The following is a 17,458-nucleotide window of genomic DNA, read 5'->3' on the forward strand; positions in this document are numbered from 1 at the left end:
AGAGGGCAGGGTGCCGCCCTGTCCGTGGCGGAGACTGCCGGGCATGCGACGCAAACTCGTGCTGCTGGTGCTGGCCGTGGCGGTGTGGCTGCCGGCGCTCCACTGGCTGTTCCTGCCCCGGGACCGGGCGGCGCTGACGGCGGCGTTGGCCTTGCGCCAACGCGCGTTCTCGCTCCAGGCGTCGAGCGCGGAGCGCGACGTGCTCCACCGCTCGAACCCGGAGTGGGACCTGATGGTGCGCACCTTCTCCGTGCTGTCGTTCGTGAACCTCGCGCTGTCGGAGCCCGAGCGAAAGGCGGAGCACCTGGCCGTGGTGGATGCGCTCATCTCCCGGACACTGCGGGACGAACGACAGGCGCACGAGGCCTTCTTCCTGCCTTACGTGCACGCGGGGCCCTTCAAGGATCCGGCCGGGCGCAGCCTCTTCGTGGACGGTGAGCTGGCGCTGATGCTCGCCGCGCGCCAGTTGGTGGAGCCGCGCGCGGACTACGCGCCGCTCTTGCGTGAGCGCGTGGACCTCATCGCCGGACAGCTGGAGCGCGCGCCGGTGCTCGCGGCGGAGAGCTATCCCGACGAGGGCTGGACCTTCTGCAACACGATGGCGCTCGCGGCGCTGCGGCTGTCGGACACGGTGGACGGGCGGGACCATGGTGCGCTCCTGCGCCGGTGGGTGGCCTCCGCGCGGGCGCACCTGTCCGACAGCCGGACCGGTCTGCTCGTGTCGAGCTTCACCTACGACGGCGTGACGAAGGACGGGCCAGAGGGCTCCACGTTGTGGCTCGCGGCGCACATGCTCCAGGTGGTGGACGCGGACTTCGCACGCGACCAGTACGGGCGGGCCCGCGCCGCGCTCCTGGGACAGGCGCTGGGCTTCGCATGGGCGGGGGAGTGGCCCGCCGAATCGGAGGCGGTGCAGGACATCGACTCCGGCCCGACCATTCCGTGGGTGAACGCGAACGCGGGCTCCAGCGGACTCGCGCTCGTGGGCGCGGCGGCGTTCGATGACGAGGAGGCGCTGGACGGGCTGCTCACCAGCCTCCACTTCGCGGCCTTTCCGGTGCACGACGACACCGGCCTGCGCTTCGCGGCGGGCAATCCGCTCGCGGACGCGGTGCTGCTCTATGCGCTCGTCGAAGGACCGCTCTGGCGCCTCGCGCGGGCGCCGCACCTGGAGGCACACCGATGAGGCGTCATCCGTTCGTCATGGCCGCGCTGGGGATGGGCGCGCTCTTCCTGGCGCTGCACCTGGGAGGCGGCCGTGAATCCGTGGGTCTGCTGTCCGGGACCGTCGTGGGCGGTCCCTGGCGCATGGGCATCGGCGTCGCCTACGCGCTGTCGTGGTTTGGCACGGTGCTGGTGGCGCCGGCGCTGCTGCTTGCGGGGCTCGCGGACGTCATGCTGGGCCGTGTCCGCCGTGCAAGGCATTGAGCGCCACTTCAGCGCCGGTACAGCGTGCCGCCCTTCATCACCAGGCGCACCTGGCGCACGGCGGCGATGTCCTGCGTGGGGTCGCCCTCCACGGCGACGAGGTCCGCGAGGAGCCCGGCCTTCACCTGTCCGATGCGGTCCTCCCAATGCAGCATGCGTGCGTTGCCGGAGGTGGCCGCCTGGAGCGCCTGCGCGGGCGTCACGCCGCTGGCCACCAGCAGCTCCAGTTCGCGCGCGTTCTCCCCATGCGTGAAGACGCCTGAGTCCCCGCCCACGCACAGCGGCACGCCCGCCGCGAGCGCGGCCTTGAGCCCCTCGCGCTTCTTCTTCGTGGACTCGGGCTCCGGGTCCACGCCGCGCTTCCAGCCGCGGTACTGGAGCATGGCGTCGCCCGCCGCCAGCGTGGGGCACAGGAACACGCCCCGCTGGGCCATCAGCTTCCAGACCTCCGGGGTGCCCGCGTCGCCGTGCTCGATGCTCTCCGCGCCGGCCAGCACCGCGCGCTTCATGCCCTCCGGGGTGCTGGCGTGCACGGCCACCGGACGCCCGCCGCTCTTCGCCGTCTCCACGATGAGGCGCATCTCCTCCAGGGAGAAGGTGGGGAGCGCTTCTCCGCGCGGGCCCCAGCGGTAGTCGCCGTAGACCTTGATCCAGTCCGCGCCGCGCCCCATCTGCCCGCGCACCGCGCGCATGAGGCCGTCCACGCCGTCCGCCTCCTCCGCGCCCTGGGGCACGGTCCATTCGGAGGCGAAGCCCTTGGGGCCGTAGCTGCCGGTGGCCACCAGCGCGCGCGTGGTGACGACCATGCGAGGGCCCGGGATGATGCCCTGGTCGATGGCCTGCTTGAGGCCCACGTCCGCGTCCGCCGCGCCCTCCGTGCCCAGGTCGCGCGTGGTGGTGAAGCCCGCGAGCAGCGCCGCCTTCGCGTGGTTCGTGGCCCTCGCCACGCGCAGCGCGAGTGACTCCTTGAGCACCTGGTCGTTCCAGCTCGCCTCGTTGTACGGGTGCAGGAGCAGGTGCGAGTGGCCCTCGATGAGGCCGGGCAGCAGCGTCGCTCCGGGCAGGTCGATGACCTCCGCTCCCTCCGGTGCCTTCACGCCCTGCGCCGGGCCCGCCGAGACGATGCGCTCGCCGGTGACGACCACCACCCAGCCCGTGTGGGGCTTCGCGGTGGTGCCGTCGAAGACGCGTGCCGGGCGCAGCACGTAGGAACGGGCAGGGGCCTGGGCCCGCGCGGAAGCAGAGCCGAGGACCACGGACAGGACGGTGGCGAGGAGCAGGGCGCGCATGTCGGATGCGCAGTCTGCGCGCGCCCCGCCGCCTGGGACCATCGGTTTGTGGGGCAGGGCTCCGTGGAGTGCTTTTCTTCACGCACGAAGTCAGCTTGTCCGCGCCCAGGCGTCAGGGGGGCCGCCGCACCTTTCCCTGGGGCCCTTCCTTGCATCGAATGCTGCTGCTCGCCGTGCTGCTGTGCGTCGCCTGTGGTGACAAGACCGACCCGTCTCCCACGAACCCCCCGGACGCGGGCACGCAGGGGCCGGCCACCCTCATCGTCCACTCGGACTGGTGGGACCACACCTTGGGCCTCGGGAACGTGGAGCGCATCACCGTCCTCCTGGGGGACGGCAGCCGCTTCCGCGCGCCCCTGGGCCGTGACGGCATCGCGCGGTTCCGCGACGCGGCCATCACCGGCCCGCAGGACATCACCGTCGTCATGGTGGGCGATGGCAAGGTGCAGGTCAGCACGACGCTGGGCGTGGAGGGCTCGGAGGTGTGGGTGCGCGCCGGCCTCGGCTCGCTCATGGGCGGCTTCCAGGGCAGCCGGCAGGCCACCCTCACCGGCCGCGTGACGAACCTCTCAGGACGCCGGGCGCAGGTGCAGGTGGTGGGCAACGGCTTCGCGGGCGTCACCAACACGGCGCTGGATGGAACCTTCAGCATCGACGTCTGGAGCGAGACCGCCGGGCAGGTGTCGCTGCTCGTCATCGACAACCCCCAGGCGGTCTCGGCCGTGGGGATGCTGCGGGACATCGCCGTGGGAGAGGGGCGGACCGTCAGCGGCCTGGTCATCCCCCTGGACCATCCGCTGGACCAGCGGCTGCCCGTGGAGGTGACGAACCTCCAGCCCTATCAATCGCTGACGGATGTCTCCGCCCACTTCATGCTCGGGTCGGAGTACCTCTTCACCTCGAACGCGGTCAGCGGCACGCCCACGGAAATCATGGCCATGGCCCGGACGCCGCCGTTCGACACCGTGGAGGCCCGGTTGCGCGTGACGGCGGGCAGCAGTGAGCGGACCGCGTCGGGGCGGGTGTTGGCGAGCACGTGGATGGCCCACGAGGGTGTGACGTCGCTGGCCCTGCCGGCGCCCATGACGCTCACCTCGCCCACGCCGGGAACGGAGGCCGCGCCCGGTACGGTGCCGCGCTCCGGGCTGACGCTGCGCTGGAGCGCCGACCCCTCCGCCCACACGGTGACGGTGCGCCTGTCGCCCATGCAGGGGGGGCCGGAGCTCAGCTGGGACGTCACCGCCTCCGCCTCCGCGAGCGGCTTCACTCCCTTCATCCTGCCCGCGGAGGTGTCGCCGCTGCGGGAGCTGGCCGCGGGCCGCTACTTCGTGCGGTGGTCCTCGCGCTTCCTGGGCACGGGGCTCGGCTACCCGGAGCTCTTCAAGGAGTCGCCCACCTTGTACGGGACGAACGCGTGGGACACGAACGCGTACGGCGAAGTCATCCTCCAGGATTGAAGCGCGCCGTCAACGCGCTGGCGCTACGGTGCCAGCGCGCGGAACACCTTGGTGTCGCCGTCGTAGTTGTTGGGGTTCCAGTACACCTTGTCCGCGCCGTCCCGGCCGTCGATGTCCGCGAAGAAGAAGCCGGTGTTCTCCGAGTTGCTGAAGCCCGTGTTGTCCATCACCGGGCTGCCCGCGAAGTTGCTGCCGGTGCTCGGGTAGATCTGCATCCGGCCCTCGCGGAAGCCCGGCCGCCAGAAGACCTTGTCCGCCTTGCCGTCGCCGTCCACGTCCGCGAAGTAGAAGCGGGACGTGTCCACGCCGCTGGTGCCCGCCTCGTGCAGGAAGAGCAGCGCGAAGGCCCCCGCGCCGGTGGAGCGGTACACGCGCGTGCGGCCCCCTTCCTGGTCCGGGTTCCACAGGATGCGGTCCGCCTTGGCGTCGCCGTCCACGTCCGCGAAGTACACGCGCGTGCCCGCGCTTGTGTTGGCCCCGGTGGTGCTCGTCACCGCGGCGCCGAAGGACACCGTGCCGTTGCACTTCGACACGAAGGTGTCGAAGGCGCCGGACTTCTGCGTGGGGTTCCACCTCACCAGGTCCGCGCACCCATCCCCGGTGATGTCCGCGAAGAAGAAGCGCGTGGCGTCGCTGGTGCTGGCCGCGTGCGTGACGGCCACGCGGTCGCCGAAGGTGCCGTCACACTTCGCGGGGTAGATGCGCACCTCGCCGTCCCCCAGGTTGGGCCGCCAGAGGACCTTGTCCGCGCAGCCGTCCCCGGTGACGTCCGCGAAGAAGAAGCGCGTGGTGGCGACCCCGCTCGTCGCGCCCGTGTTCTTCACCGCCGCGGCGAAGCCTCCGTCGCACTTCGACTTCGCCACCCACGTCTCGCCCTCGCCCGCGGCGTAATTCCAGGTGATGCGGTCCGCGCAGCCGTCGCCGGTGACGTCCGCGAAGAACAGCTGCGTGCCCGTGGAGGTGCCGCTGGGCGTGGGGGACAGGGTGGAGCCCGCGGCGAAGATGGCGGGGCGGAGGGTGGCGAGCATCGGGTAGTGGTCCGACGGCGTGAGGCCGCCGCTCTCCGTCCGGTCGATGGAGGGCGCGGACGAGGTGAGCGCGCCGCCGTTGTGGAAGATGTAGTCCAGCCGGTTGTACTTCGTGGACGTGGAGCCGTGCCACGCGTTGTTGAACGTGGCGTCGTCCACCCCCGTCACGCCGTCGAAGCGAGCGGTGCGGAACAGCCGGGCTCCGGTCTCCAGGTCCTCGATGGTGCTCTCCCCCGGCGTGGACTGGCCCTGCGCGTCCGCGTTGAAGTCCCCCATGGCGATGACCGGCAGCCCGGCGGGCTTCGTGGCCAGGAACGCCGCCATCTGCTCGGCTTCCTTGAGGCGCCCCAGCGAACACTCCGCCGCGTAGGCGAAGTGCGTGTTGGCCACGAAGTACACCTGGCCCGACGTCAGGTCGCGCAGGCCCACCCAGGAGATCTTCTTGCCTTCCGCGTGGCTGAAGCACGTGGCGCTGGAGGCGTAGGGGTTCACGAGCGGTTCGTTGCCCCCGCCCACCTCCGCCGCGATTTCAAAGCGGCTCTTCTTGAAGAAGATGAGCTTCGGGCTGCCACCGCCCGGGTTGTGGACGCCGTAGGGCTTGTCCGCGCCCGTCAGCCCCGCGATGAGGTCCGCGGGGATGCTGGGGCCGCCCGAGGGCGCCTGGGCCTCCTGCACGCCGACGATGTCCGCGTTGTTCGCGAGGATGCGCTGGAGGACCGCCGCCTTGCGGTTGGGCCACGCGCGCACGCCCGTGTCCAGCGGCCCGCGCACGTTGTACGTCATCACCCGGAATGCCTTGTGGCCCGTCGCCGCCAGCGCCCGCGTCTGCCCTGGCAGTGACTCAGGGGCGAACGGCGTGCCCCCGTCCGGCCCACAGGCCAGGAACAGCGTGGAGCACACCGAGGACAGCGCGACGAAGCGCGCGAGGCGGGACGGAAAGCAACGCATGATTGCGATTATACATGTAAAACAGGAAAGATCATAAATTCCGCGTGGATGGGAAAAATCCGGGGTTTCTCCACGCGCGCGAAGGCCGCGCCCGGCATGGAGCCCGGACGCGGCCTGGGGGATGACTGCGATTGCGTGCTACTGGCGCACGACGCGCTTGAGCTTGAAGGGCGAGGGGGACTCGCTCATCGTGTAATAGGCAGTGCCGGTCGCGTCGTACTCGATGGCCTCGCCCTGGCCCTCCACGGTGTCCGTCAGGGAGACGGGCGTGGCGGCGAACGCGGTGTCGAAGGCAGCGCCGGGGGCGGCGCGGAACTCATACACCTTGCGGTACGTGCGCAGGATGAAGCGGTTGGCGCACGGGTGGATGGCGCCGGACGTGGCCGCGCCGTAGTTGGTGTCCGTGGTGGTGGGCAGCGGGAGGTTGGCCACGAACACCAGCGTGCTCATGGTGCCCGGCGTGGGCAGCGGCTGGGGGAACTTGTAGACCTTGCTCGCGCCCGAGTAGGACTTGGTGACGATGTAGATGTCGCCCGTGGTGGGGTGGACCATGATGGTCTCCGCGTCCTTGGGCGAGTCCGGGTACTGGAAGGGGAAGGCCTCGGCGGTGAGGTTGCCGCTCGTCTGGCCCGCGCCGATGTTGGGCTCCGGGATGCGGTAGACGGCGAAGGTGGACGGCGGCGTGGGGAAGTTGGCGCTCGAGCGGCCGATGTCACCCATGTAGATGCACTGGCCGGCGGGGCAGGGGCCGGTGGCGACGTCCTCCCAGTCCGCGGGCGTCACGTTGGACACGGTGAAGGTGCCCTTCGTGCTCGCGTCCGCGGTGCTGATGGCGACGATGGCGGTGGTGTCCTCGTTGTGCGCATAGAGGACGCCCGGGGTGAGGCGGCTGGCGGCGATGCCGGACGGCTCCACCAGCGCGGGGGCCGTCACGGTGCCCTGGGTGGTGTACGCGGTGGAGAAGGTGTCCCCCACGGAGCAGGACGTGGAGGCGTTGGCCGCGCGCAGCGCCACCACCTGCGCGGTGTTCGTCTCCGCGTACGGCGACGAGCCGTTGAAGGAGCCCTGCGCGCCCGCGGCGCCCAGGTCCTTGTAGGCCACGTTGTAGATGACGCCCGTGGACGACGACACGAGGCAGGTGTCCACCGGCTCGGTGAAGCCCGCGGGCGGGACGATGGGGCTCGCCGGGCACGCGGCGCCGGTCCACAGCTGCGAGCCGAACCACACCGCGACGCCGTTGGCGGTGCTGGTGCTGAGCGCGGGCGTGTTGAAGCTGGCGGTGAGGCCGTTCTTCTGGCCCGTCTGCGCGTCGATGGGGTTGGCCGTGTCCGCGCCGGAGAACGCGGAGATGCTGCCGGCCATGTAGCTGGCGATGTCGAGGGTGAACGCGTACGTGGACGGCTCGGAGGCGGTGGCCACCTTGTAGAAGATCCACGTCTTGAGCTGCGACGCGCTCTGGTCCGAGCGCACCAGCGTCCAGCCCGCGGGCGGCGTCGCCACCGCGGCCACGTTGTTGCGGTTGATGATGCGCGCGAGCAGCACGTCACCCACCGCCGTGCCCGTGGGCTTCGCGATGCTCAGCGACGTGCGCGTGCTGCCGCCCGCCGTGGCGCTGCTCCGGTACGCGATGTTGGACACCGCCTGCCGGGCGGTCGCGACCTCCTGCTCCGGGAGGGAAGGGGCGTCCGCGTCCAGCGGCCCGCACCCCGCGAGCGCGAACAGCGACACCGAGCACAGCATGCGTGAAACATTCCGGTTGAAGAACGACAAGGTCACTCCTGCCTGGGGGGATGAGGCGAATCAAAAGCAGGAGGTTGTCGGCAGGATCCGGAAAGTGTTGCGGATGCCGTGCGCGAAAGGTCTTTGTGTTGGCTGTAATTGCAATCTTCCAACGGCACATGGATGCCCGCCGGCCAGGCGGGCGGGCCGCGCTCAGGGGCGGGCGCCGTAGAAGGCGCGGCACTGGGGCGCGGCCTCGCCCCACAATTCGTCGACGACGTGCTCCAGGCCCATGCGCTCGCGCACCTCCGGCTTCACCTCGCGCAGCAGGTGGATGGGGGAGACGCCGTACACCAGCGCGTGCAGGGGGGACTCCAGGCCGCGGCTCCAGTCAATGGCGCGGGCCTCGGCGTCCGTGGCGGGGACGGGGGTGAGGGAGCGGCGGCCCTCGTGGTGCGCGTTGCCCACCAGGCTGGTCTCCGGCTCGCCGTGCTCCACCAGACCCCGTGCGTGCCAGATGGGACGGCGGTGGGCCATGGCCCAGATGTTGAGGCGCGTGTCGTCCGGGAGGCCGCGCGGCGTGCGCTCCAGCAGGGCGGTGTCCGCCCACGCGAGGAAGTCACCCGCCAGGTCCACCGGCAGCGCGCACGTCACGCCGACGAGCCCGTCGTCGGACGTCCACCACGCCTCACCTTGCGCGTAGGCCGCGAGGGCCGTCTCGTGGTTGGCGTAGAAGCACACCGGATGCGCGGGGCGGGCCGCGAGCGCCGCGCGCACCGCCTCCACGAAGCCGGGACAGGGCTCCGCGTCGTCATTGAGCACGACCACGTGGGTGATGCCCCGCGCGGCCTGCGAGATGCCCCACCGCCAGCACGCGCTCGCGACGTTCCACACCCCCCGCCGCACGGTGTCCCGCTCCACGTGCAGCACGTCGCCAGCACCCAACCCGCTGCGCAGGGTTTCCTCCAATCGTTGGAGGACTGGCGCGCGCGCGGCATCGAACGCGGCATGCATCACCGCGAACGCAAGCCGGGGTGCGTCACGGGTGGGCTCCCTCTTCTGCTCCAGGACCATGGGGGCACCTTCCCTGTTCCGGCCAACGCCGGTCAACGGATTGACCCTTCTCGTTTTTCTCTTCTAGCGTTGCTTTCGCGTCCTAAAGGAGGCGCATTCACATGAGCGACAACAACGAGAAGTTCCAGGGCCGTACCCCGGGTCGGAAGCTGAGCCGCGAGGACCTGTCCAAGACGACCGGTGGCGCGATCCTCATCCCCGGCTGTTGCACCCAGGGCTGCTGCGTGGAGCCCACGACCCCCCCGAAGGACACCACGGGCACGGGTCCCATCGTCACCCCCAAGTAGTCAGCCGTTAAGGGAATTCCCCCGGGAAGCGGACGCTTTCATGTCTGGCTTTTCCGGGGGCGTTCCCTCCGCGGTCCCTTCTTTCGCGCGCTGTCTTTGTCTCCCCCTCACCCAGGCCTGCTCCCGTGTCCGACGACAATCGCTTCTGGTGGCCCTTCGACCTGTCTCCCGCCGAGGAGGCGGCAACCGGCGCGTTCCGGGAGCGGATGCGCCGCGAGCCGCAAGCGCTGGACGTGGGCGCGGCGACGCTGGCCGCGGACCTGCTCGCGCACATGATGGGCCGGCACGTGCACGGCATCCTGGAGCGCGACTCGCTGCCGCACACCTGCCACCTGCTCAATGGCTGGGGCAACGCGCGCCTGGACGGGCGGCCTCTCTTGGAGCATCTGGAGCCGTTCGTCCACCGCGATGAAGCGGGGCGTCCGTACATCCTCCAGCGCGACCCGGAGGGTGAGTTCCACCCGTGGCAGGCCATCGCGTACACGGTGATGGCGGGCGTGGATCCGCTGCACCCGCTGCCGGGCGTGCGCGCGTCGTTCCGCGACATCGCGCTCAACAGCCGTCAGCTCAACGTGACGGACGGCATCGAGCTGGGGCACCTGCTGTACGCGCTGGCCGCGCTGGAGCCGGAGCCGCGCGCGGACACCGCGCCGTTCCTCATGGGCTCGGACGTGTGCGACGTGGCGGCGCTGATGGAGCGTGCCGTGGACGCGCACCACCACGGCGGCTTCGAGGTCTGCCGCAAGGTGCACCTGACGGAAGGGCTGTGCGCGGCGGCGGCGAACATCCGGGGCATGGAGCGCTTCCGCCAGGACGCGCAGGGCTTCCTGGACGGGCAGCTGGACATCCTCTTCGTGCTGGGCGCGGCGCTGGAGCAGGTGGACCTGCTGGCGGCCCGGGGGGAGAAGGGCGGGCCGGGGACGCTCTTGCACCAGCTGCGCGAGTCGCTGCTCATCGACTCACCGCTGGAGAACCACTGCTACTACGTGGGCCACCTCATCGAGCTGGCGACGCTGGCGCACGTGGCGGGCTTCGCGATTCCGCCGGAGACCTGGAACGCGATGGCGTTCGTGGCCAACCGGCTCAACCACACCTTCCCGCGCTTCCTGCCGCACACGGTGTTCGCGGAGTGCTTCCTGCACTTCGGTCACTACCGCCGCGCCATCACGCTGCTCATGGAAGTGGAACGGGCCCGCGCGGAGGGCCGCGCGCTCACCTCCGCGGACTTCGCGCGCTACACGGTGGACTTCGACCAGCTGCCCCCGCTGCCCGCGGGTGTGTCGCTGGACGCCGCGGGCCCCGCGCCCACGGGTGAGGGGCTCTACACGCTGGCGCCGCCTCCGGTGGGAGGACGGCCGGAGTTCGAGGCCATCGTCGCGCGCTACTCCAAGGGTGCGAGCGCGCACCTCAAGGCGCGGGGCGGCTTCACGCACTTCCGCCGCATGGCGCCGCCGTCCTGGCCGCGCGCGTTCCACTACGAGCTGTTGGACTACGGCGCGGACGTGGGCGCGGAGATCCACCTGGAGAGCGAGGCCGTGCGCCCCCTGGGGCCGCGCGTGGAGGCGCTGCGGGACCGGGTGGCGGGCCGCTTCCCCGGGCTGGACGTGACGTGGGATGGAGCGTGGTCACGCGGGCGCGGCAGGCTGCGCGTGCTCTTCCCGGCGGGCACGCCGGTGGAGCGCGTGGCCGCGGGCATCCAGGCGCTGGTGGAGGAGACCTTCGCGGACCTGGACGCCGCCGCCAGCGGCCTCTCCGTGCCCGTCGCCCCGTGGGCCCTGCCGCTGGCCACGCCGGCCACCCCGTCGGTGGTCCCTCCGGCGCGATGACCATGAAGCAGCTCGTCATCCTCGCCGGGGGCCAGGGCTCGCGCATGGGCGCGCACCTGGGCGGCCTGCCCAAGGTGATGGCCCCGTTCGGGGGCAAGCCCCTGCTCCAGCACCAGCTGGAGCTGGGGGCACGCCACGGGTTCACCGACGCGGTGCTACTGGTGGGCCACGGCGCGGACGTCATCGAGGCGCACTTCGGTGACGGCGCGTCGCTGGGCCTGCGCCTGCGCTGCCTGCGCGACGTGCGTCCGCTGGGCACGGCGGGGGCGCTGCTGCACGCGCGGCCCCAGCTGGCGGACCGCTTCGCCGTCCTCTACGGCGACACGCTGCTGGACGTGGACCTGGCGCGGATGTGGACGTGGCACCAGGCGGCCGACGCGGCGCTGACGCTGTTCCTGCACCCCAACGACCATCCCCACGACTCGGACCTGGTGGAGGTGGACGACGCGGACCAGGTGGTGGCCTTCCACGCGCATCCGCACCCGCCCGGGACGCCGCTGCCCAACCTGGCCAACGCCGCGCTCTACGTGGTGGAGCGCCGGGCGCTGGAGGTGTTCTCCCCCCGGAAGGCGGATCTGGCGCGGGACGTCTTCCCGGAGCTCCTGGCGCGCGGCACGCGGCTCATGGGCTACCGCAGCCCGGAGTACATCAAGGACATGGGCACGCCGGAGCGCTACGCGCGCGTCACGGCGGACTTCGAGTCCGGGCGGCCCGCGCGCAGCTCGCTGGCGGCGCCCCGGCCCGGCGTGCTGCTGGACCGCGACGGCACGCTCAACCGCCACGTGGGCCACCTGAAGCGCGCGGAGGAGCTGGAGCTGCTGGACGGCGTGGGCGCCGCGGTGCGCAGGCTCAACCGGTCCGGCCTGCGCACGGCGCTCGTCACCAACCAGCCGGTGGTGGCACGGGGCGAGTGTTCGGACGCGGAGCTGCGCCGCATCCACGCGCGGCTGGAGTCACTGCTGGGCCAGGAGGGCGCGTACCTGGACCGGCTCTATGTCTGTCCCCACCACCCGGACGCGGGTTTCCCCGGCGAGCGGCCGGAGCTGAAGGGGCCGTGCGCCTGCCGCAAGCCGGGCGTGGCGATGGTGGAGCGCGCCGCGCGCGAGCTGCACCTGGACCTGCGGAATTCATGGTTCGTGGGGGACACCACCGGAGACGTGCGCACCGCGCACGCGGCGGGGCTGCGCTCCGTGCTGGTGCGCACGGGCGAGGCCGGCGGGGACGCGCGCTTCGGCGACCGCCCGGACTACGTCTTCCTGTCGCTGGGCGAGGCGGTGGACTTCATCCTGGAGGGGCACGCGGCGCTGTCCGCGCGGCTCGCCCCGCTGGCCGCGCAGCTGCGCCCCGGGGACTGGGTGGGCGTGGGAGGCCTGGCGCACTCGGGCAAGAGCACCGCGTCCACGGTGCTGCGCGAGTTGTTGCGCGCGCGAGGCCAGCCCGCGGCGCTGGTGTCGCTGGACAACTGGATCCGCTCGGTGGGCGCGCGGCGCTCCGGGGGGCTGTCGGACAGCTTCGACTATGAAGCCATCCAGGACGCGCTGGAGCGGCTGCGCGCGGGCGAGCGGCTGCGCCTGCCCTGGTACGACCGCGCCACGCGCACGCGCCATGAGAACGGCGACACGCTGGCCCTGTCCCCGGACGAGGTCCTCATCGTGGAGGGCGTGCCCGCGCTGGACGTGCCGGGCCTGCTGCCCCGGTTGGACTTGAAGCTGTACGTGGAGGCGCCGGAGGAGGCCCGGCGCGAGCGCTTCGTGAAGGACCGGCGCTGGCGCGGCCAGGACGACGCCACCGCCCGCGCGCTGTACGCCGCGCGCGAAGAGGGCGAGCACCCGCTGGTGCGCTCCACGCGCGCCCGCGCGGACGTGGTGCTGGAGGGCGCGGCGTGATCCTGGCCCATGCGCCCCTGAGGATGAGCTTCGTGGGCGGCGGCAGTGACCTGCCGTCCTATTCGCGCGAGCACGGCGGCGCGGTGGTGTCCGCCACCATCGACAAGTACGTGTACGTCGCGGTGCACGACACCTTTGACGGCTCGTTGCGGCTGGGCGGCGGCTTCACGGAGACGGCCGCCAGCACGGACGCGCTGAAGCACCCGCTCACCCGCGAGGTGTTGCGCCTGCTGGAGGTGCGGGGCGGGCTGGACATCGTCTCCATGTCGGACGTGCCGGCGCAGGGCACGGGGCTGGGGTCGTCCAGCAGCTTCACGGTGGCGCTCTTGCACGCGGTGGCGGCGCACCAGGGGCGCTCCGTGGACGCGGCGGCGCTGGCGCGCTGGAGCTGCCACGTGGAATTGGAGCGGCTGGGGGAGCCCATCGGGAAGCAGGACCAGTACGCGGCGGCGTTCGGGGGGCTGAACTTCATGGAGTTCCACCCGGATGACACGGTGAGCGTGCACCCGGTGGCGTGCCCCGGCCCCACGCTCTCCCTGCTCCAGTCTCGGCTGCTCACGTTCTACACGGGCATCACCCGTCCGGCGGCGTCGGTGCTGCGAGGGCAGGACGCGGCCATCCAGTCCCAGCGCCGCACGCGCGACGCCATTGGCCGCATGGTGGCGCTGGCGCGGCAGATGCGGGTGGGCCTGGAGCGCGGGGACCTGGACGGCTTCGCGGCGCTCCTGGATGAGAACTGGCACCTCAAGCGCGAGCTGCGTGACGGGGTGAGCTCGCCCACCATCGATGACTGGTACACACGCGCCCGCCGGGCCGGGGCCCAGGGCGGCAAGCTGCTGGGCGCGGGCGGTGGGGGCTTCCTGTTGTTCTACGCGCCGGAGGAGCATCACCCGGCCATCGCCGCGGCGCTGCCGGAGCTGCGCAAGGTGGACGTGCGGCTCCAGCCCCGGGGCAGCGCCATCACCCCGGTGCGTCGGGGGGAGGGGTCATGAGTTTCAGCCGTGGCTATTACGAGCGGATGGTGAAGGCCATCCAGGCGCTGGACCTGGACGAGGTGGAGCGTGCGGTGGACCTGGTGGAGGCCACCTGGCGCGCGGACGGCACCGTCTACACGTTCGGCAATGGGGGCAGCGGCTCCACCGCGTCGCACTACGCATCGGACTGGAGCAAGAGCATCCGCGGGCGCGACGGCAAGCGGCTGCGCTGCATGTGCCTCAACGACAACCTGCCCCTGTTGATGGCGTACGCGAACGACGTCTCCTACGAGGCCATCTTCGAGGAGCCCCTGAAGAACCTGCTCCGGCCCGGGGACCTGGTCATCGGCATCTCCGGCAGCGGCAACTCGCCCAACGTGCTCAACGCCATTGCCTACGCGAACGCGAACGGGGCGCGCACGCTGGGCATCTGCGGGTTCGACGGCGGGAAGCTCAAGCCCCTGGCGCAGCACGCGGTGCACGTGCGCGAGCACCACATGCAACTGGTGGAGGACCTGCACCTGTCCTTCGGCCACGTCGTCATGGGCCGGCTGTGCGGCGACCCGCGCTTCCTCTGACGGGCGCGGGCGTCACCGCCACCTGGCGCGCCTTCCAGGTGGTCACATCGTCCACGCGCGTGCCCCAGTAGTGCCCCTGGTGGTAGCTCTCCAGGCAGCGGGCCAGGTTGAGGTGCTCGCTCTGGGCGCGCGTCTGTCCGCCCAGGTCCCGCCGGTCGTCGCCGTGGGTGAGGTGCAGCACGTCCCCGTGCCTGCGCTGCGTGAGGCCCAGTTCCAGTTGCAGGCGCACCAGCAGGTCCAGGTCCTCCCATCCCCAGCCGGCCAGGTCCGAGTTCATCCCGTTCACGGCCTCGAAGTGCTTGCGGCGCAGCAGCACCATGCCGGGGCCGCTGCGGCTGCCGTCACCCAGGTGCACGCGGTTGGTTTCCACGCGGGCCTCGCGTCCCTGCTCGTCCACGAAATGCACCGCGTACGCCAGCTCCCGCAGCTTTGAGTCGCGCCGCTCGGTCGCGGGCTCGGATTCGAAGACGCGGTCCACGGTGATGAAGTGCTTGCGGCCCAGTTGCCCGCGCGCCGCCTCCAGGAAGTCGCTCTTCAGCACGACGTCCGTGTCCAGGAAGAAGAGGTGGTCCGCGCGAGCGTCGGAAGCGCCCACGTTGAGGGCCAGTGACTTGTTGAAGGGCGTATCGGGCAGCTCCACGCCGCGCAGGCCGGGGAAGCGCGCGGCGTTCAACACCTCGCGAAACAGCGCGGGGTCTCCGCCGCAGTTGACCGCCACCACCTCGTAGTCGTGCGCGGCGAAGAAGCGGCGGTTGCGCTTCAGCGTGACGCCCAGCTCCGGGCGGTCCTTCCATGGGATGACGATGGACAGCTCGGGGCGCACGGGCATGGGGTGGAGCAGAGCCGCTCGCCGCCCGGGCCGTCAATCGCTGGACACGAGCAGGCCCTCACGCACCCAATGCGCCGCCCGCGCCGCGTCCCAGGCGCCCTCCGCCTTCAGCGTGGCGACTGCGACGGGCTCGCGGCAGCGCGACACCAGGGCGGCATCCGGGGGCTCCAGCGTGAAGCGCGCGGGCCAGGCCGGGTCATCCAGCCGCACGGTGCCGGGAGCCTCCTCCACCAGCGGCGCGGACACCCACAGCCGCGAGTGCTCGCCGGGCACGGGCGCGGGCGTGCTCGCGTAGTGGGACACCTCTCGGGCGTAGTGCTCCCAGGGGAAGCCGGGCGTGGGCGGCAGCAGGCCGGAAGGGGGCGGTTCCGGAGGCCGGGGCTTCAAGCGGAGCGGCGCGGAGGGCCCCGTGCGGCGTGCCTCGATGGCGCCTGACACGGCGTCACACAGGATGCGGGCGCAGGCGGGCTCGCCATAGTCCGTGGTCGCGCGGCGCAATGCCCCCTCCGACAGGCGCTGGCGCAGGCCCGGCTCCGTTAGCACGCGCGCGAGGGCCTCCACGCCACCCAGCACGTCCGAGCGCAAACCCGTGCGCGTGGTCCACGTGGGCATGAGGAAGCCCGTCTCGCCAGGGAGGACGGTGTCCTTCAGGCCGCCGTAGGCCGCGCCCACCACGGGGGTGCCGCACGCCATGGCCTCCACGGGGGTGTAGCCGAAGTTCTCGTCGATGGAGTGCGTGGGATGGACCAGCACATCCAGCGCGCCGTAGGTGGACGCGAGGTCCTCATCCGTGAGGTTGGCGGGGAAGTAGAAGAGGTCCTCGCCCAGACCCAGCGTGGTGATGATGCGCCCCATCTCCTGCTGGTAGCCCGGCGTGTAGCCCAGCACCGGGTAGTCTACCCAGTAGTTGCCCACGACCACGCCGGCCACGCGGCGCGGGTGCAGGCGTTCGCGCAGCCGGGCCAGCATGCGCAGGAACAGGTGCGCGTTCTTCTGCGGCACCAGCCGCCCCACGAAGCCCACGACGACGTCGTAGCCCTCGACGCCCAGGAGTTCCCGGCACTCCTGGCGCTCGCGCGGGTGGAAGACGCCGGGGTCCACGGGCAGGGGCAGGTGGCACAGGTGAGGCGTGGGGCCGTCAAACACGTCGCGGAAGATGGCGGCATCGGACGTGCAGTTGATGAGCAGCGCGTCGGTGCGCTCCAAACGGTCCAGGTGCGTGGCGAGGAACCCCTGGTCCAGGATGGGGCCGCCGTGCATGGCGAACACGTGGGGCAGGTCCACGCGTGGACGGTCCATCCAGGTGCGCCGGCTGTTGAAGGACAGCACCGCGTCCACGTCGCCGGGGAGTGGCGCGTCCTCGTCCACGCTCACGAGCGAGAAGCGTGAGGAGAGCGCGCGCTCGTAGAAGTGGCGGGTGCGCTCCACGCTGGGCCACAGGTGCTTGCCGAATCCGAACAGCGCGATGCGCGGCATGGAGGACTCCTCGGGTGCACGGCAGTGCACCGTGCACGGGGCCGCCATCCTAGGGAGGTCGCCAGGAGTTCGTCAGCCCAAGTTGCGACTTGGGGTTCTCCGTATGGGGCCTTGTGAATCGCATCCACGGATTGCCACGGAGGCTCGCGGGTGACAGGGCTGCGCGGACACCAGATCCGCAAGGACGGCAGGTCTGGCCACGCGCGGAGGTGCCTGCCGGAAGCGCCGCCGCCCAACTGGTCCGACGGTCGGACCGCCAAGTCAGTCCCAGGCAGGGGGCTCTGCCGGAAGCGCCGCTGCCCAACTGGTCCGACTGTCGGACCGCCAAGGTGGCCACGGGCGGAGGTGGCTGCCGGAAGCGCCGCCGCCCAACTGGTCCGATGGTCGGACCGCCAAGTCAGTCCCAGGCAAGGGGCTCTGCCGGGAGCGCTGTCACCCAACTGGTCCGACTGTCGGACCGCCAAGGTGGCCACGGGCGGAGGTGCCTGCCGGGAGCGACGTCGCCCAACTGGTCCGACTGTCGGACCAGTTCGCAACGCCTGGCGCCCGGGAGCGCGCTGGCCTGGTAGGCGACGTCACCGGTGGGCCTTCGCGTCCATGTCAGACCCATCTGGTTGGATGGGCGAAGCATCGGGCGAGGAGGGAGGCGGGGATGGTGA

General features: G+C 71.5%; 14 protein-coding genes. 8 read left to right on the forward strand and 6 right to left on the reverse strand.

From position 1 onward, the window contains the following. Positions 1 to 43: 43 nt before the first annotated feature. A complete protein-coding gene (locus D7W81_RS13895) occupies positions 44 to 1,186 on the forward strand; it encodes a linalool dehydratase/isomerase domain-containing protein (protein WP_120555849.1) in 1,143 nt (380 codons plus the stop codon). Continuing rightward, the gene (locus tag D7W81_RS13900; RefSeq protein ID WP_120555850.1) at positions 1,183 to 1,428 is read left to right on the forward strand and encodes a hypothetical protein; all 246 of its coding nucleotides are present in this window, start codon (positions 1,183 to 1,185) and stop codon (positions 1,426 to 1,428) included. Before D7W81_RS13895 ends, D7W81_RS13900 begins: the two co-directional genes overlap by 4 nt. An 8-nt stretch (positions 1,429 to 1,436) precedes the next feature. Here the strand turns inward: D7W81_RS13900 and D7W81_RS13905 are convergent, their stop codons facing one another. Then, positions 1,437 to 2,717 carry a metal-dependent hydrolase family protein gene (locus D7W81_RS13905; RefSeq protein ID WP_120555851.1) on the reverse strand — a complete coding sequence of 427 codons (1,281 nt, stop codon included), beginning with the start codon at positions 2,715 to 2,717 and terminating at the stop codon, positions 1,437 to 1,439. 149 nt (positions 2,718 to 2,866) lie between these two features. Here D7W81_RS13905 and D7W81_RS13910 point away from each other — a divergent pair, with 149 nt between their 5' ends. Then, a complete protein-coding gene (locus tag D7W81_RS13910) occupies positions 2,867 to 4,174 on the forward strand; it encodes a hypothetical protein (RefSeq protein WP_147445476.1) in 1,308 nt (435 codons plus the stop codon). A 23-nt stretch (positions 4,175 to 4,197) separates the two neighbouring features. On the opposite strand, the gene D7W81_RS13915 is transcribed toward D7W81_RS13910, so the two are convergent. The 3 genes from D7W81_RS13915 to D7W81_RS13925 all read right to left on the reverse strand — a co-directional run bounded on the left by D7W81_RS13915 (position 4,198) and on the right by D7W81_RS13925 (position 8,943). Next, entirely contained in the window at positions 4,198 to 6,150 is a 1,953-nt protein-coding gene (locus tag D7W81_RS13915; protein ID WP_120555853.1) for an endonuclease/exonuclease/phosphatase family protein, read from the reverse strand. A gap of 138 nt (positions 6,151 to 6,288) precedes the next feature. Next, positions 6,289 to 7,920 carry a cell wall anchor protein gene (locus D7W81_RS13920; RefSeq protein WP_120555854.1) on the reverse strand — a complete coding sequence of 544 codons (1,632 nt, stop codon included), beginning with the start codon at positions 7,918 to 7,920 and terminating at the stop codon, positions 6,289 to 6,291. 162 nt (positions 7,921 to 8,082) lie between these two features. Beyond that, positions 8,083 to 8,943, reverse strand: coding sequence for a hypothetical protein (locus D7W81_RS13925; protein ID WP_120555855.1), 861 nt, complete (start codon positions 8,941 to 8,943; stop codon positions 8,083 to 8,085). A 101-nt stretch (positions 8,944 to 9,044) separates the two neighbouring features. On the opposite strand from D7W81_RS13925, the gene D7W81_RS13930 reads away from it, so the two are divergent. The 5 genes from D7W81_RS13930 to D7W81_RS13950 all read left to right on the forward strand — a co-directional run bounded on the left by D7W81_RS13930 (position 9,045) and on the right by D7W81_RS13950 (position 14,494). Continuing rightward, the gene (locus D7W81_RS13930; protein WP_120555856.1) at positions 9,045 to 9,230 is read left to right on the forward strand and encodes a hypothetical protein; all 186 of its coding nucleotides are present in this window, start codon (positions 9,045 to 9,047) and stop codon (positions 9,228 to 9,230) included. Positions 9,231 to 9,355: 125 nt separating this feature from the next. Then, a complete protein-coding gene (locus tag D7W81_RS13935; protein WP_147445477.1) occupies positions 9,356 to 11,056 on the forward strand; it encodes a hypothetical protein in 1,701 nt (566 codons plus the stop codon). Between the two features lie 2 nt (positions 11,057 to 11,058). After that, positions 11,059 to 12,942 carry an HAD-IIIA family hydrolase gene (locus D7W81_RS13940; RefSeq protein WP_158621593.1) on the forward strand — a complete coding sequence of 628 codons (1,884 nt, stop codon included), beginning with the start codon at positions 11,059 to 11,061 and terminating at the stop codon, positions 12,940 to 12,942. After that, positions 12,939 to 13,934 carry a GHMP family kinase ATP-binding protein gene (locus D7W81_RS13945; protein WP_120555859.1) on the forward strand — a complete coding sequence of 332 codons (996 nt, stop codon included), beginning with the start codon at positions 12,939 to 12,941 and terminating at the stop codon, positions 13,932 to 13,934. Before D7W81_RS13940 ends, D7W81_RS13945 begins: the two co-directional genes overlap by 4 nt. After that, complete coding sequence (locus tag D7W81_RS13950; RefSeq protein WP_120555860.1) at positions 13,931 to 14,494, forward strand: D-sedoheptulose-7-phosphate isomerase; 564 nt, start codon at positions 13,931 to 13,933, stop codon at positions 14,492 to 14,494. Before D7W81_RS13945 ends, D7W81_RS13950 begins: the two co-directional genes overlap by 4 nt. On the opposite strand, the gene D7W81_RS13955 is transcribed toward D7W81_RS13950, so the two are convergent. Continuing rightward, entirely contained in the window at positions 14,457 to 15,323 is an 867-nt protein-coding gene (locus tag D7W81_RS13955; protein WP_120555861.1) for a galactosyltransferase-related protein, read from the reverse strand. The genes D7W81_RS13950 and D7W81_RS13955 overlap by 38 nt on opposite strands. Before the next feature lie 33 nt (positions 15,324 to 15,356). Then, the gene (locus D7W81_RS13960) at positions 15,357 to 16,799 is read right to left on the reverse strand and encodes a glycosyltransferase family 4 protein (RefSeq protein ID WP_158621594.1); all 1,443 of its coding nucleotides are present in this window, start codon (positions 16,797 to 16,799) and stop codon (positions 15,357 to 15,359) included. Positions 16,800 to 17,458: the final 659 nt, after the last annotated feature.

The organism is Corallococcus aberystwythensis (assembly GCF_003612165.1).
GTDB classification, from domain to species: Bacteria; Myxococcota; Myxococcia; order Myxococcales; family Myxococcaceae; genus Corallococcus; species Corallococcus aberystwythensis.